The organism is Pseudomonas sp. YH-1 (assembly GCF_051990045.1).
GTDB lineage: Bacteria > Pseudomonadota > Gammaproteobacteria > Pseudomonadales > Pseudomonadaceae > Pseudomonas > Pseudomonas nicosulfuronedens.
The window spans coordinates 6,251,451-6,265,896 of record NZ_CP178184.1 but is presented as its reverse complement, the minus strand read 5'-3'; the positions used below and the strand labels follow the sequence as shown (position 1 = coordinate 6,265,896).

Below are 14,446 nucleotides of genomic sequence, written 5' to 3'. Positions count from 1 at the left end.
CCTAAGTGAGCAAGTCCCTGCAAGCCATCCGTGGCATGAACGACATCCTGCCGGACCAGACCCCGGCCTGGCGCTATCTGGAACGCACCTTCGCCGGCCTGCTGGACAGCTACGGCTACAGCGAGATCCGCCTGCCGATCCTCGAGTTCACCGAGCTCTTCGCCCGCGGCATCGGCGAGGGCACCGACGTGGTCGACAAGGAGATGTACACCTTCCTCGACCGCAACGGCGAATCCCTGACCATGCGTCCGGAAGGCACTGCGGGCTGCGTACGCGCTGTGCTGGAGCATGGCCTGTCGGGCGGCGGCCAGGTACAGAAGCTGTGGTACACCGGCCCGATGTTCCGCTACGAGAAGCCGCAGAAAGGCCGCTATCGCCAGTTCCACCAGATCGGCGTGGAAGTCTTCAACCTGCCCGGCCCGGACATCGACGCCGAACTGATCATCCTCACCTGGCGACTGTGGCAGAAGCTGGGCATGGCCGACGCCGTGACCCTGCAGCTGAACACCCTGGGTTCCAGCGAAGCCCGCGCGCGCTATCGCGATGACCTGGTGGCCTACCTGCAGGAACGCTTCGAGCAGCTGGACGAAGACAGCCAGCGCCGCATGACCACCAACCCGCTGCGCATCCTCGACAGCAAGGTCGAGAGTACCCAGGCCCTGCTGGTCGGCGCGCCGAGCCTGCACGACTACCTGGACGATGAGTCGATCGCTCACTTCGAGGGTCTGAAGGCCCGCCTGGATGCGGTCGGCCTGCGCTACGAAATCAACCAGAAGCTGGTACGTGGCCTGGACTACTACTGCCGCACCGCTTTCGAATGGGTCACCGACAAGCTCGGGGCCCAGGGCACCGTCTGCGGCGGGGGCCGCTATGACGGCCTGGTCAGCCAGTTCGGCGGCAAGCCGACGCCGGGCGTTGGCTTTGCCATGGGCGTGGAACGCCTGGTGCTGCTGCTGGAAACCCTGGGCGTGGTCCCGGCCGAGCTGAACCGTCCGGCTGACCTCTATGTCTGCGCCTTTGGCGAGCCGGCCGAGCTGGCTGCGCTGACCCTGGCGGAGAAGCTGCGTGAGGCCATTCCGGGCCTGCGTCTGCTGGTCAACGCCGGTGCCGGCAGCTTCAAGAGCCAGTTCAAGAAGGCCGACAAGAGCGGCGCACAGTTCGCAATGATTCTGGGTGACGACGAACTGGCCAACCGCGTGGTAGGTTTCAAGCCCCTGCGTGGCGAGGGCGAACAACAGAATATCGCCTGGGATGCTCTGCCCGAGCACCTGGCTGCCTGCCTCCAGCAGGCCTGAATCGAGCGGATAGGAGTATTGGGGTGAGTAACCGTACCGAAGAAGAACAGATCGCTGACATCAAGGACTGGTGGCAGCGTAACGGCATGCCCCTGCTGACCGGCGCCGCTCTGGCGCTGATCGTGGTGTTCGGCTGGCAGGCCTGGAAAAAGTACCAGAACAACCAGTCCCAGGGTGCCTCCATCATTTACCAGGCCCTGCTGGAAACTGCGCTGAACCCGACTGGCAAGCCCGACACCGCCAAGGTCGCCGAGCTCGCTGGCAAGCTGAATACCGACTTCGCCGGCACTCCGTACGCCCAGTACGGCCGCCTGTTCGTCGCCAAGGTCGCGGTGGACAGCGGCAAGCTGGATGACGCCGCCCTTGAGCTCAAGGCCGTGGTCGACAAGCCGGTTGACGCTACCCTCGGCGAGCTGGCCCGCCAGCGCCTGGCCCGTGTCCTGGCTGCCCAGGGCAAGGCCGAAGAGGGTCTGAAGCTGCTCGACGGCAACGTCGACAAAGCCTACGTTGCCACCCGCGAAGAGCTGCGTGGCGACCTGCTGTTGCAGCTCAAGCGCAATGACGACGCCCGCGTCGCCTACGAAAAGGCCAAGGCTGCCCTGCCGGAAGATGCTGCCGTAGGCGCGCTGCAGATGAAACTCGACGACCTGGCCAAGGGAGACGCCTGAGATGTTGCGTTGGAAACACGTTGCACTGCTGGCACTGACCCTGATGGCTGTGGGTTGCAGCAGCAATAGCAAGAAAGAACTGCCGCCGGCCGAACTGACCGACTTCAAGGAAGAGGTTCGCCTGGAGAAACAGTGGAGCCGCTCGGTCGGTGATGGCCAGGGCGACCTGTACAACCTGCTTGAGCCCGCCGTGGATGGCCAGACCATCTACGCCGCGTCTGCCGAAGGCCGCGTCATGGCCATGCAGCGTGAAACCGGCGAAGTGCTGTGGAAGAAAGACCTTGATCTGCCGATCTCCGGCGCCGTCGGCGTGGGCAGCGGCATGGTCCTGCTGGGCACCCTGCGTGGCGACGTGATCGCCCTGGACTCCGGTTCCGGCGAGCAGAAGTGGCGCGCCAAGGTCACCAGCGAAGTGCTGGCTGCCCCGGCCACCAACGGCGACGTGGTGGTGGTGCAGACCCAGGACGACAAGCTGATCGGCTTCGATGCCTCCAGCGGCAACCAGCGCTGGATCTACGAAGGCACCGTACCGGTACTGACCCTGCGCGGTACTGGCGCTCCGCTGATCGCGGGTCGCCTGGCCCTGGCCGGCCTGGCCAGCGGCAAGGTCGTCGCGGTGGACGTGGAGCGTGGCCTGCCGGTTTGGGAAGCGCGCGTTGCGATTCCGCAAGGCCGTTCCGAGCTGGACCGCGTCGTCGATATCGACGGCGGCCTGCTGCTGGTCGACGACGTTCTTTATGTCGCCAGCTATCAGGGCCGCGCTGCGGCACTGGATGTAGGTACTGGTCGCGTGCTTTGGCAGCGTGAAGCTTCCAGCTACGTCGGCGTCGCCGAAGGTACTGGCAGCGTGTTCATCAGCCAGTCCAGCGGCACTGTGGAAAGCCTCGATTCCCGTGGTTCGTCCTCGCTGTGGAGCAACGACGCTCTGGCTCGCCGCCAGCTGTCCGCTCCTGCCGTGCTGTCGAGCAACGTAGTGGTCGGTGACCTGGAAGGTTACGTGCACCTGCTGAGTCAGGTGGACGGTCGTTTCGTTGGCCGCGAGAAGGTCGACGGTGACGGCGTGCGGGTTCGCCCGCTGGTAGTCGGCAGCTGGATGTACGTGTTCGGCAACAGCGGTAAGCTGGCCGCCTACACGATTCGCTAAGCTGAGTGTTACTGCCGGCCGCTGCCGTGAAAAACGGCAGCGGCCGTCGTGTTTTCTGAAAATCAAATTTCCTGGAGAGCCGCATGGTTCCCGTAATAGCCCTGGTGGGCCGCCCGAACGTCGGCAAGTCCACCCTGTTCAACCGCCTGACCCGCACCCGTGACGCCATCGTCGCCGAGTACGCAGGTCTGACCCGAGACCGCCAGTACGGCGAGGCCAAGTGGCAGGGCAAGAAATTCATCGTCATCGATACCGGTGGTATTTCCGGTGACGAAGAGGGTATCGACGCCAAGATGGCCGAGCAGTCGCTGCAGGCCATCGAAGAGGCCGATGCCGTCCTGTTCATGGTCGACTCCCGCGCCGGCCTCACCGCCGCCGACGAGATGATCGGCGAGCACCTGCGCAAGAAGAACAAGCGCACCTACCTGGTGGCCAACAAGGTCGACACCGTCGATCCGGACATCGCCCGCGCCGAGTTCAGCCCGCTGGCCCTGGGGCATGCGATCCCGATCGCCGCCGCCCACGGCCGTGGCATCACCCAGATGCTCCAGGAAGCCCTGGGCGAGATGTTCGCTCCCGAGCCGGAAGCGCCGGAAGACAACGACCTGCCCAGCGAGCTGGAAGAGGTCGCCGAGGGTGAGGAAGCCAAGCGCATTCCCGGCCCGAGCGAGAAGGATGGCATCAAGATCGCCATCATCGGTCGCCCCAACGTCGGCAAGTCCACCCTGGTCAACCGCATGCTCGGTGAAGAGCGGGTGATCGTGTACGACCAGGCCGGCACCACCCGCGACAGTATCTACATCCCCTTCGAGCGCAACGAAGAGAAGTACACCCTGATCGACACCGCCGGCGTACGCCGCCGCGGCAAGATCTTCGAGGCGGTGGAAAAGTTCTCCGTGGTGAAGACCCTGCAGGCGATCCAGGACGCCAACGTGGTCATCTTCGTCATGGACGCCCGCGAAGGCGTGGTCGAACACGACCTCAACCTGCTCGGTTTCGTGCTGGAGACCGGCCGTGCGCTGGTCATCGCGCTGAACAAGTGGGACGGCATGGAGTCGGCCGAGCGCGACTACGTGAAGACCGAACTCGAGCGCCGGCTGATGTTCGCCGACTTCGCCGATATCCACTTCATCTCCGCGCTGCACGGCACTGGCGTTGGCCACCTGTACAAGTCGGTGCAGGACTCCTTCCGTTCCGCCGTGACGCGCTGGCCCACCAGCAAGCTCACGCAGATCCTCGAGGACGCCATCCAGGTCCACCAGCCGCCGATGGTCAACGGCCGCCGCATCAAGCTGCGCTATGCGCACCTGGGCGGCGCCAACCCGCCGCTGATCGTGATCCACGGCAACCAGGTGGACGCGGTGCCCAAGGCGTATACCCGCTACCTGGAGAAGACCTTCCGCCGCGTGCTGAAGCTGGTCGGCACGCCGATCCGCATCGAGTACAAGGGCGGTGACAACCCGTTCGAGGGCAAGAAGACCCAGCTCACCGATCGCCAGGTCAACAAGAAGCGCCGCCTGATGTCGCACCACAAGAAGGCGGAGAAGAAGAAGAAGGACAAACGTAAATAACGTCTGTCAGGCTTTAGACCGCAAGCCGCAGGCGATAGAGTAGGGACTTCCCTCTCATCGCCTGCAGCCTGTAGTCACGCCATGCTCACCAGCAAACTGCCGAATGTCGGCACCACCATCTTCACCCGCATGTCCCAGCTCGCCGCCGAAAGCGGGGCGCTGAATCTCTCCCAGGGCTTCCCGGACTTCCCCGGCCCTGCGCCGCTGCTTGAAGCAGTCGCCCGTCACGTCCTGGCCGGGCACAACCAGTACAGCCCGATGACCGGCTTGCCAGCACTGCGCGAGCAGGTTGCGATCAAGGTCGCGAGCCTCTACGGCCGCAACGTCAGTGCCGACACCGAGGTGACCATCGTCCCCGGTGCGACAGAAGGGATCTTCTGTGCCGTACAGGCGCTGATCCGCACTGGCGACGAAGCCATCGTCCTCGATCCCTGCTACGACAGCTACGAGCCATCGGTCGAGCTGGCCGGTGGCCGTTGTGTGCATGTCGCTTTGAGCCAGCCGGACTTCCGCATCGACTGGCAGCGCCTGGCCGATGCCATCACTCCGCGCACACGCCTGATCTTCCTCAACAGCCCGCACAACCCCAGTGGTGCACTGATCGACCGTGCCGACCTGGATCGCCTGGCCGAACTGATCCGTGACCGCGAAATCTACCTGATCAGTGACGAGGTCTACGAGCATCTGATCTATGACGGCGTGCAGCACGCCAGCGTGCTGGCCCATGACGAGCTGTATGCGCGCGCTTTCGTCATCAGCTCCTTCGGCAAGACCTACCACGTCACCGGCTGGAAGACCGGCTACGTGGTGGCACCACCGGCGTTGTCGGCGGAGATGCGCAAGATTCACCAGTACGTGAACTTCTGCGGCGTGACCCCGCTACAGTGGGCGCTGGCCGACTTCATGGCCGCGCACCCCGAGCACCTGCGCGAGCTGCCAGGCTTCTACCAAGCCAAGCGCGACCTGTTCTGCGACCTGCTGGAAGGCTCGCGCTTCACCTTCCAGCGTGCTGCCGGCACCTACTTCCAGGTGGTCGATTACTCGGCGATTCGCCCGGACCTCGATGACGTCGCCATGTCCGAATGGCTGACCCGTGAGCACGGCGTGGCCGCCATTCCGGTCTCGGTGTTCTACCAGCAGGCCCCGGCGGACGCGCGCCTGGTGCGCTTCTGCTTCGCCAAGAAAGAGGAGACGCTGCGCCAGGCAGCGGAACGACTATGCGCGATCTGACTCAACTGGCCGATCTCAAGCTCGCTCTCGTGCAGACCACCCTGGTCTGGCACGACGCCAAGGCCAACCGGGAACGCTTCGAAGGACTTCTGGAAAGTACCCGTGGCGCGGACGTGGTGATCCTGCCGGAGATGTTCACCACCGGTTTCTCCATGGATTCCGAAGCCCTCGCTGAGGCGGAAGAGGGCGAAACCTACGCCTGGCTGCGCGAGCAGGCGGGCAAGCTCGATGCTGTGGTCTGCGGCAGCGTGATCATCCGCGTGGCGGACGGCAGCCATCGCAACCGCTTGCTCTGGGCACGCCCGGATGGGGAAGTACAGCATTACGACAAGCGTCATCTGTTTCGCATGGCCGGCGAGCACAAGCACTACACGCCGGGCGAGCAGCAGGTGCTGCTGGAGTGGAAGGGCTGGCGAATCCGCCCGCTGGTCTGCTACGACCTGCGCTTCCCGGTATGGAGCCGCGATGCCCAGGACACTGACCTGCTGCTCTACACCGCCAACTGGCCGGCCGCGCGTCGCCAGCACTGGAATCGCCTGCTGCCGGCGCGGGCCATCGAAAACCTCTGCTATGTCGCGGCGGTCAACCGCGTTGGTGAAGACGGAAAGGGTCACGCCTATTCCGGCGACAGCCAGGTGCTCGACTTCCAGGGGGATAACCTGTTGGCGGCGGGCAATGCCGATGGGGTTTTCCAGATCGCCTTGAGCGGAGCGGATCTGGCGGCTTACCGCGAGCGTTTCCCGGCCAATCTCGACGCCGACCAGTTCGACATTCGGACGTAACGGATTTCCCTGCAGGGCGGACCGTGGCGCGCTCCTACAGGGAACCTCGATGTAGGATGGGGGAGCAGAGCGATACCCATGCTGTCGGTATTGCCAATGATGGGTATCGCTTCGCTCCACGCCATCCTACGGTCAGTGTTTGCCTGCGACTTCCTTAGTAGGCACTGGCGGTATTCAACCGCTGGATCGCCTCGTCACTGAGCTTCAGCTCCACCGCCGCGATCAGGTCCGGCAGCTGCTCCAGCTTCGACGCACTGGCAATCGGCGCGGTAATGCTCGGGCGGGCCATCAGCCAGGCGAGGGCGACCTGCGTCGGCGTGACCTTGAGATCGCCCGCCACTTCCTCCAGTGCATCGAGGATGGCGAAGCCGCGCTCGTTCATGAAGTTCTTCACCTTGTAGCCGCGTACGCTGCTCTTGCCCAGGTCCGCCTCGCTGCGGTACTTGCCGGTGAGGAAGCCGGCGGCCAGTGAATAGAAGCTGATGACGCCCAGGCCCAGTTGTTGCACCGTCGGCTCCAGCTGCGTCTCGTAGTTGGCGCGGTCGTACAGGTTGTAGTTGGGCTGCAGGCTCTGGTACTGCGGCAGCTTCAGGCGTGTGCAGAGCTCATGGGCTTCGCGCAGGCGCTTGGCGTCGAAGTTCGAGGCGCCGATCACTCGCACCTTGCCGCGTTCGACCGCCTCGGCAAAGGCGCCCATGGTTTCCTCCAGCGAGGTGTGCGGGTCATCACAATGCGACTGGTAGAGGTCGATGTAGTCGGTCTGCAGTCGCTTGAGCGAGCGCTCCAGTGCCTGCTCGATGTACACCGCCGACAGCCCCTTGTGGCCGTTGCCCATGTCCATGCCGACCTTGGTGGCGATCTGCACCTGATTGCGCTTGCCGGTCTTCTTCAGCCACTTGCCGATCAGGACTTCCGACTCGCCGCCCTCGTGGCCAGGGACCCAGCGTGAGTAGACGTCGGCAGTGTCGATGCAGTTGAGCCCGGCGTCGACCAAGGCATCCAGCAGGCGAAACGAGGTCGCCTCGTCGGCGGCCCAGCCGAACACGTTGCCGCCGAACACCAGCGCGGGAATCTTCAGGCCCGATTGGCCGAGTTCGCGTGTACGCATCTGCTTTGGCTCCTGAGACACTGCGAAAGCCCTCAGTGTAGACGCCGTCCACTCTCTCGCCGGGGCGAATGACCGGCAGTCGCGGGCCAGCTGGTCTATCATGGCGGCCAGCCCATCTGCCGAGTGCCCGCCATGACCACGACTCCCTACCTGCTGGACCAGCTGGAAACCGCCGACATGCTGTTGATCGACGGTCTACACGCCTGGCAGTTCGAGCTGAACGAGGCATTGCTGGACCAGGCCGACGCGGCCGCCCACGCCGACCAGCCCTTCGCCAGCGAAGACGTGGTGCTGCAGATCGAGTCCATCGACGGCCGTGATCGCCGTGAATGGCGCTTCAGCTACAACCAGGTGATGGAGGCCAGCTACCAGGCCGAAGACGAGACCTGGCTGCTGCAGGCAGGCGACCAGCAGCACCGACTCTGTTGCCTGGGCGCTGTCGCTGCCAGCGGCGACGACGAGTAAGGAAGAAGGCCCCGCGAGGGGCCTTCTTCCTTTCCGGGCTCAGAACGCCAGCGGATAGCTGGTGATGAAGCGCACCTCGTCGTAGTCGCTGGAATAGCTGCTGCGGACCGTGGAGGTGCGCATGAGGAACGACAGCGTCTTCAGCGGCCCGTTCTGGATGGTGTAGCCGATGTCGGTATCGCGCTCGTATTCGTGGCCATCGCTCATGCCGGGGCGTGCGATATCGGTGCCCTTGGTGTAGCGCGTCATCAGGGTCAGGCCCGGCAGGCCGAGGCTGGCGAAGTCATAGTCGTAGCGCAGCTGGTAGGAACGCTCCTGCGCCCAGAAGAACCCGCCGTTGGTGACCCAGTTGACCAGGTAGGGTTGCGGGGTATTGCCCAGCAGCATGGGGAACATGTCCTCGCCGAGCATGCGTTGATACGTGGCCGAGAGCGTGTGGCTGCCGTGCTTCACGCCGAGTCGAGCGCCATAGGCGCGGTTGTCGATGCGGCCGGACAGCGCCTGCCCGGACTCCTCGTTGTGGAAGTAGCTCAGGGTGCCGAGCAGTGCGGTGTTCTCACCCAACGGCTGCTTGAAGTTGGCGCCGACGTAGTGCTGATCGTAAATGTCCTCGAGCTGGGCGAAGTAGTAGCTGGTGGACAGACCGGGCGTCCACTGCGCATCGACGCCGCCCAGGTTCAGTTTGTTGCTGTCCTGGCTGGCGGGGCGGGTGGCCAGATAGAACGACTCGCGGTCGCTGGAGGCGCGGGTGCTGGTGTTCCAGAGTTGCGCGGCGGTGAACTTGAAACGATCCGATTCCTTCGACTCCAGCATCACGCCCTGGAAAGTCTGCGGCAGCACGCGCACGTCATCCTGGAAAATCACCGGCAGGCGCGGCTCCAGCAGTCCGACCTTCAGGGTGGTCTTCGAATAGCGCAGCTTGAGCGTGGCGCCGCCACGGCTGAAGTCATTCACCGGCTCGCCAGTCGTGCGGTCATAGGGCAGGTTGCTGTCGTTGCTGGTGCCGGCGCCGCCGTCGAGCTTCAGGGCGTAGAAGCCGGTGAAGTCCACGCCGACACCGAGGGTGCCTTCGGTGAAACCGGAACTGAAACGCGCCAGCACAGCCTGGGACCAGCTGCCGGCCTGGGACTGCGGGGCATTGTCCTGGCGGTAGTCGCGCAGCATGTAGAAGTTGCGCAGGGTGGTGTCCAGGCGGCTGTCGTCGATCAGGTCGGCCTGGGCACAGAGGGGCATCAGCGCGCTGGAGAGCAGCGCACCGGCAAAGCGATTACGGAACATCGTCATCTCCTGGGCGTCGTCCGCCGGGGCGCATAGGGTGCCACGCCGGCGAACGGGCGTACGTCTTGTCGAGGCGGGCGCGATCAGTTCGCGACGGCGGCGCTATCCAGCGGTGCAGTTTCAGGCTCGGCTGTTTGCTCCTGGCCCAGGCTGCGGCGGAAGTGCTTGCGCCCTCTGCCCAGCAGCCACAGGCAGAGCAGCCCGGCGAGGGTGACGATGATGCCGATGGAGGAGCCGACGGCCTTCGGGTCCTTGAAGTACTGGTCGGTGAGCAGTGCCACGAGCGTGGTGCCGACGCCCAGGCCGATCAGGTTGGAGACCAGCAGGAACAGTGCCGACACCTGCGCGCGCAGGCGATTGGGCGTAAGCACCTGCATGGCGGCTGCCGAAGTGGAGATGCAGAAGGCGCAGAAGAACATCGCCGGCCCCATCAGCACCGCCGACAGTTGCAGGCTGTTGACGCTGACTGCACCGATGACGAAGGGGATGGTACAGGCCGCGCCGAGCATGCCGCTGATCAGCGCGGCGTCGCTGTGCCCACGTTTCTGCAGGCTGTCCACCAGCCAGCCGGCGCAGAACACGCCGGCCGTATTGAGTACCAGCAGGATGCCGCCCAGCAACGTCCCTACCTCCATCGGTGTCAGGCCGTACTGGCGGATGTAAAGGGCCGGGGCCCAACCCATCAAGGCGTACTGGCACATGGCGAAGAACGAGAAGCCGAGAAAGTGGCAGGTGAAGGTCGCGCGGTGGCGGCCGAGGAAGCGCAGGCCATCACTCACCGTTGCCTTGTGCGTCGGGTCGGCAAGCTTGCGCGCCGGGTCGCGGATGGTCAGGGCGATCAGCAGCGCCACCAGCACCCCTGGCAGACCGACGATGAAGAAGGCGATCTGCCAGGAACGCACCTGGCCCAGCCAGCCCAGGTCGATGGCCGGCACGTCGCGCAGCGCTTCGATCACATAGCCGCCGACCAGGAACGCCAGGCCGCCACCGAGGAAGGCCCCCATCGAGTACAGCCCCAGCGCGCGGCCGAGTTTTTCCTTGGGGAACAGGTCGGCAAGCATCGAGTAGGTCGCCGGGGTCAGTGCGGCTTCGCCGACGCCGACGCTCATGCGCGCCAGGAACATCTGCAGGAAGTTCTTCGACAGCCCGCACGCCGCGGTGGCGATGCTCCAGAAGGCCACGCCGATGGCGATGATCCTGACTCGCGAGGAGCGGTCGGCGAGGTACGCGATGGGCAGCCCCATGAAGGCGTAGAACAGCGAGAAGGCCAGCCCGCTGAGCAGGCTGAACTGGGTATCGCTGATCTGCAGGTCGGCCTTGATCGGCTCGATCATCAGCGAAAGGATCTGCCGATCCACGAAGGAGAAGATGTACGCGACCATGCACAGCACGACGACGTACCAGGAATAACGGGAAGTGCGGACGGATTGCGGGTGGGGAGATTGCGGGTTCACGGTTACTGGCTCCTGAAGCGGGTGAAGGCAGATGGCCAAGCACGTCGAGCTCGTTGTTGTTGTGGGTAACCAGGCGCCTCTGTACGCAAGGCAGGGGCTGCCGATCGTGTCTGATTGCGTGACACGGTTTTTTGATTGCCTGCCGCTTTCACGGCAGTGCACGCAAGACTAGGGAAGGGAGGAAGCAGCGGTAATCGGGGCGAGTACCAGCATTGCGGAGATTTCCCCCTAGGGGGCTAGGGGGAATCTTTAGGCAGTGTGAGGCGGGCGGTTCAGATCAGGCCGAGCAGGGCCAGGACGAAGGCGCCGCCGAAGACCACGGCCATGACGGCGGCGAGGATCAGCAAGCTGACACCAAAGGCGCGCCAGTTGGAGCGCCATTGCCCGCTACCGGCGGCATGCCGCTCCAGGGCGGCGCCGAAGGTCTGCTTGGCGAACTGGTACATACCGACGACCGTCGCGATGGACATGGGGGCACCGGAGATGTTGTCTGGCAGGAAATAGCCGATGACGAATATGCCAATGGTGAAGCCCAGCCCCATCATCCACGCTTTGCGCACCTCCTCGAGGCGCCCCAGCGCCTTGAGGTTCTGAACCATGACCCAGGCCCCGGCGATGGGCGTACCGAAGAAGGTGGCGATACCGACGCCGGCAAGACGGTAAAGCGGCTCGCCGGTGGCAACGGCGGGTCCATCCTGGAGGGCGGCGGTCGGTGTCTGGAAGGGATTGTCCTGCTGGGTGTCGGTCATGTTTTCACTCCATGAAAAAGCCCCGGACGCTCGAAGCGTCCGGGGCAAAGGGACTTCCTTTTTACCAGCCTGGACCAGGCTTACGCGGCTTTTGCGTGGCCCAGTGTCACGGCGCGGTTCAGCGCGCTGAACAGCGCACGGAAGCTCGCGGTGGTGATGTTTTCATCGATGCCGATACCGTGCAGCGAGCGACCACCCTCGACGCGCAGCTCGATATAGGCGGCTGCGCGGGCATTGGTGCCGGCGCCGATGGCGTGCTCGTTGTAGTCCATGATCTCGACGTCCACCGGCAGCGAGGCAACCAGGGCTTCCAGGGTGCCCTTGCCCTTGCCGTGCCAGCGGTGCTGCTCGCCCTTGTGGGTGACGTCGATGTCGATGGCGCAGATGCCGTTCTCTTCCTGCAGGCGGTAGTTCTTCAGGCCGAACGGGGAAACAGCCTGCAGGTACTCGGTCTGCAGCAGGGTGTAGATCTGCTCGGCGGTCATTTCCAGGCCCAGGCGATCGGTTTCGTTCTGCACTACCTGACTGAACTCGATCTGCATGCGGCGCGGCAGGCTGATGCCGTATTCCTGTTCGAGCAGGAAAGTGATGCCGCCCTTGCCGGACTGGCTGTTCACACGGATCACGGCTTCGTAGCTGCGGCCGATGTCCGCCGGGTCGATCGGCAGGTACGGCACTTCCCACACGGCGTCTTCCTGCTGCTGGGCGAAGCCCTTGCGGATGGCATCCTGGTGGGAGCCGGAGAAGGCGGTGTGGACCAGGTCGCCAACATACGGGTGACGCGGGTGCACCGGAATCTGGTTGCACTCTTCCACCACCTTGCGCACGGCATCGATGTCGGAGAAGTCCAGCTCGGGATCGATGCCCTGGGTGTACATGTTCAGCGCCATGGTCACCAGGCAGAGGTTGCCGGTGCGCTCGCCGTTACCGAACAGGCAGCCTTCGACGCGGTCGGCGCCGGCCATCAGGGCCAGTTCCGACGCGGCCACGCCAGTGCCTCGGTCATTGTGGGTGTGCAGGCTGAGCAGCACGCTGTCGCGCTTGTTGATCTGGCGGCCGAACCACTCGATCTGGTCGGCGTAGTTGTTCGGGGTGGCGCACTCGACGGTGGCGGGCAGGTTGAGGATCAGGCGGTTGGCCGGGGTCGGCTGGAACACCTCGATCACCGCGTTGCACACCTCGACGGCGAAATCGGTCTCGGTGGAGCTGAACACTTCCGGCGAGTACTCGAAGCCCCACTGGGTTTCCGGTGCGGCGTCGGCCAGGCGCTTGATGGTCTGGCCGGCGGCCACTGCGATGGCTTTCACACCGGCCTTGTCCTGGTTGAAGACGATCTTGCGGAAGCTCGGTGCGCAGGCGTTGTAGTAGTGGACGATGGCTTTCTTCGCGCCCTTGAGGGACTCGAAGGTGCGCTCGATGAGGTCGTCGCGGGCCTGGGTCAGCACCTGAATGGTGACGTCATCGGGAATGTGGTCGTTCTCGATCAGCTCACGCACGAAGTCGAAGTCGGTCTGCGAGGCGGACGGGAATCCCACTTCGATTTCTTTCAGGCCTACCTGAACCAGGCACTTGAAGAAGCGCATCTTCTTCTCGGCGTCCATCGGCTCGATCAGGGACTGGTTGCCGTCGCGCAGGTCGGTGGACAGCCAGATCGGCGCCTTGTCGATGATCTTGTCCGGCCAGGTACGGTCGGGCAGGGTGATCTGGGTGAAGGCGCGGTATTTCTTCGACGGGTCTTTCAACATGCTCATGAGCGGAATCCTTGTTCTCTGCGGCCTGCGAGGCCTGCGCGATAAAATCTGAATGAGGCGAAACGGAGGAGGGGGCTCAGCCACGCAGTCGTGGGCTGACCAGGCGCAGGCAGGCGTGTTGGCGAAGCAGGATGAGGGTGTGTGCGGTTTTCATGAGTGCCAAGCTAAAGGCCTGGAAGACCAATGGCAAGCATTTGGGGAAATTTGGTAGGAAAAGTCTTCGATAGCGATTGAGAGATGAATAATTGTCGAAAACTTACTATTTAAGCAATTAATCCTGAAGCTTAGCGCTGTGCTTAACTGATTCTGCGTCTTCGTGCCGCAGCGGAGCTTTGTAACTCCGTGCGATCATTGCGCACCCCGCCTCAGGCAGGGACCTTCCATCCGCAAGGACATTTCGTGACCCGTCGTACTCGACAAGGCGTAGGCACCTGGCTGGCGTTGTTCGCCATGCTGATGATCTATGTCGGCCCGCTGGTTTCCCAGTCGATGCCGATGGATCACGCCATGCCCATGGATCACGTCATGCCGATGGAGCATGGCAAGTCCATGGACCATGGCGCGGCGGTCGCTGCCATGGACGAGATGGCCTGTTCGGAGGGGCACCGTGCCGCTGCGCAACATCCGGCAGCGACCTCTCACGGCGAGCAGCCGCTCACCGCCGATGCCTTCATGGAGAAGTGCGGCTACTGCAGCCTGCTGATCCACAGCCCGCCGCTGACGCCGCCGCCGGTAGTGCTCGACCACGGTGTCCCCGCCGTCGGCGCACCGGTTGCACTGTTCACTGCCTCCCGCATTCCTGCCTCGCCGGTCTTCCCCGGCGCTCGCTCCCGCGCTCCTCCGTTCCTGATCGGCTGACCCGCAATCCCGACTCCCCGACCCCGGCGCGGATGCCTGCATTCGCTTGCGCGCCGTGCGAGTACGTGTGGAGCGGGCGTCATCACCGATCAT

13 protein-coding genes are annotated in these 14,446 nt (G+C 64.1%); 8 read left to right on the top strand and 5 right to left on the bottom strand.

Going from position 1 to position 14,446, the window contains the following annotated elements; translation table 11 throughout:
* Positions 1-5: 5 nt before the first annotated feature.
* The 6 genes from hisS (at position 6) to ACKI1H_RS28920 (ending at position 6,690) form a co-directional block, all read left to right on the top strand.
* Positions 6-1,295 (top strand): histidine--tRNA ligase, encoded by a 1,290-nt coding sequence (gene hisS / locus ACKI1H_RS28945; RefSeq protein WP_138524987.1) that lies wholly within the window; start codon positions 6-8, stop codon positions 1,293-1,295.
* Between the two features lie 23 nt (positions 1,296-1,318).
* Positions 1,319-1,963 (top strand): YfgM family protein, encoded by a 645-nt coding sequence (locus ACKI1H_RS28940; protein WP_138524989.1) that lies wholly within the window; start codon positions 1,319-1,321, stop codon positions 1,961-1,963.
* 1 nt (position 1,964) lies between these two features.
* A complete protein-coding gene (bamB, locus tag ACKI1H_RS28935) occupies positions 1,965-3,107 on the top strand; it encodes an outer membrane protein assembly factor BamB (protein WP_440467096.1) in 1,143 nt (380 codons plus the stop codon).
* A gap of 83 nt (positions 3,108-3,190) precedes the next feature.
* Entirely contained in the window at positions 3,191-4,678 is a 1,488-nt protein-coding gene (gene der, locus ACKI1H_RS28930) for a ribosome biogenesis GTPase Der (protein WP_045210518.1), read from the top strand.
* Between the two features lie 81 nt (positions 4,679-4,759).
* Positions 4,760-5,908, top strand: coding sequence for a pyridoxal phosphate-dependent aminotransferase (locus tag ACKI1H_RS28925; protein ID WP_138524995.1), 1,149 nt, complete (start codon positions 4,760-4,762; stop codon positions 5,906-5,908).
* The gene (locus ACKI1H_RS28920; protein ID WP_440467095.1) at positions 5,896-6,690 is read left to right on the top strand and encodes an amidohydrolase; all 795 of its coding nucleotides are present in this window, start codon (positions 5,896-5,898) and stop codon (positions 6,688-6,690) included. Before ACKI1H_RS28925 ends, ACKI1H_RS28920 begins: the two co-directional genes overlap by 13 nt.
* 154 nt (positions 6,691-6,844) lie before the next feature.
* On the opposite strand, the gene ACKI1H_RS28915 is transcribed toward ACKI1H_RS28920, so the two are convergent.
* Positions 6,845-7,798: an aldo/keto reductase gene (locus ACKI1H_RS28915; protein ID WP_138524999.1), complete on the bottom strand. Its 954-nt coding sequence runs from the start codon at positions 7,796-7,798 to the stop codon at positions 6,845-6,847.
* A 132-nt stretch (positions 7,799-7,930) separates the two neighbouring features.
* Between ACKI1H_RS28915 and ACKI1H_RS28910 the strand changes: the two genes are divergently transcribed.
* A complete protein-coding gene (locus ACKI1H_RS28910; RefSeq protein WP_081515953.1) occupies positions 7,931-8,263 on the top strand; it encodes a DUF5629 family protein in 333 nt (110 codons plus the stop codon).
* 39 nt (positions 8,264-8,302) lie between these two features.
* Here ACKI1H_RS28910 and ACKI1H_RS28905 read toward each other — a convergent pair whose 3' ends face one another.
* The 4 genes from ACKI1H_RS28905 to leuA form a co-directional block, all read right to left on the bottom strand.
* A complete protein-coding gene (locus ACKI1H_RS28905; protein ID WP_440467094.1) occupies positions 8,303-9,541 on the bottom strand; it encodes an OprD family porin in 1,239 nt (412 codons plus the stop codon).
* An 83-nt stretch (positions 9,542-9,624) separates the two neighbouring features.
* A complete protein-coding gene (locus ACKI1H_RS28900) occupies positions 9,625-10,995 on the bottom strand; it encodes a spinster family MFS transporter (protein ID WP_138525005.1) in 1,371 nt (456 codons plus the stop codon).
* Positions 10,996-11,267: 272 nt separating this feature from the next.
* Positions 11,268-11,744, bottom strand: coding sequence for a hypothetical protein (locus ACKI1H_RS28895; RefSeq protein ID WP_440467093.1), 477 nt, complete (start codon positions 11,742-11,744; stop codon positions 11,268-11,270).
* Positions 11,745-11,824: 80 nt separating this feature from the next.
* Positions 11,825-13,495, bottom strand: a complete 1,671-nt coding sequence (gene leuA / locus ACKI1H_RS28890) for a 2-isopropylmalate synthase (protein ID WP_138525009.1) — start codon at positions 13,493-13,495, stop codon at positions 11,825-11,827.
* Positions 13,496-13,894: 399 nt separating this feature from the next.
* Between leuA and ACKI1H_RS28885 the strand changes: the two genes are divergently transcribed.
* Positions 13,895-14,353: a DUF2946 domain-containing protein gene (locus ACKI1H_RS28885; protein WP_440467092.1), complete on the top strand. Its 459-nt coding sequence runs from the start codon at positions 13,895-13,897 to the stop codon at positions 14,351-14,353.
* Positions 14,354-14,446: the final 93 nt, after the last annotated feature.

Coding starts and splice junctions, on each gene's coding strand:
- bamB (WP_440467096.1), top strand. CDS start 1,965: ATGTTGCGTTGGAAACACGTTGCACTGCTGGCACTGACCCTGATGGCT.
- der (WP_045210518.1), top strand. CDS start 3,191: ATGGTTCCCGTAATAGCCCTGGTGGGCCGCCCGAACGTCGGCAAGTCC.
- ACKI1H_RS28925 (WP_138524995.1), top strand. CDS start 4,760: ATGCTCACCAGCAAACTGCCGAATGTCGGCACCACCATCTTCACCCGC.
- ACKI1H_RS28920 (WP_440467095.1), top strand. CDS start 5,896: ATGCGCGATCTGACTCAACTGGCCGATCTCAAGCTCGCTCTCGTGCAG.
- ACKI1H_RS28915 (WP_138524999.1), bottom strand. CDS start 7,798: ATGCGTACACGCGAACTCGGCCAATCGGGCCTGAAGATTCCCGCGCTG.
- ACKI1H_RS28910 (WP_081515953.1), top strand. CDS start 7,931: ATGACCACGACTCCCTACCTGCTGGACCAGCTGGAAACCGCCGACATG.
- ACKI1H_RS28905 (WP_440467094.1), bottom strand. CDS start 9,541: ATGTTCCGTAATCGCTTTGCCGGTGCGCTGCTCTCCAGCGCGCTGATG.
- ACKI1H_RS28895 (WP_440467093.1), bottom strand. CDS start 11,744: ATGACCGACACCCAGCAGGACAATCCCTTCCAGACACCGACCGCCGCC.
- leuA (WP_138525009.1), bottom strand. CDS start 13,495: ATGAGCATGTTGAAAGACCCGTCGAAGAAATACCGCGCCTTCACCCAG.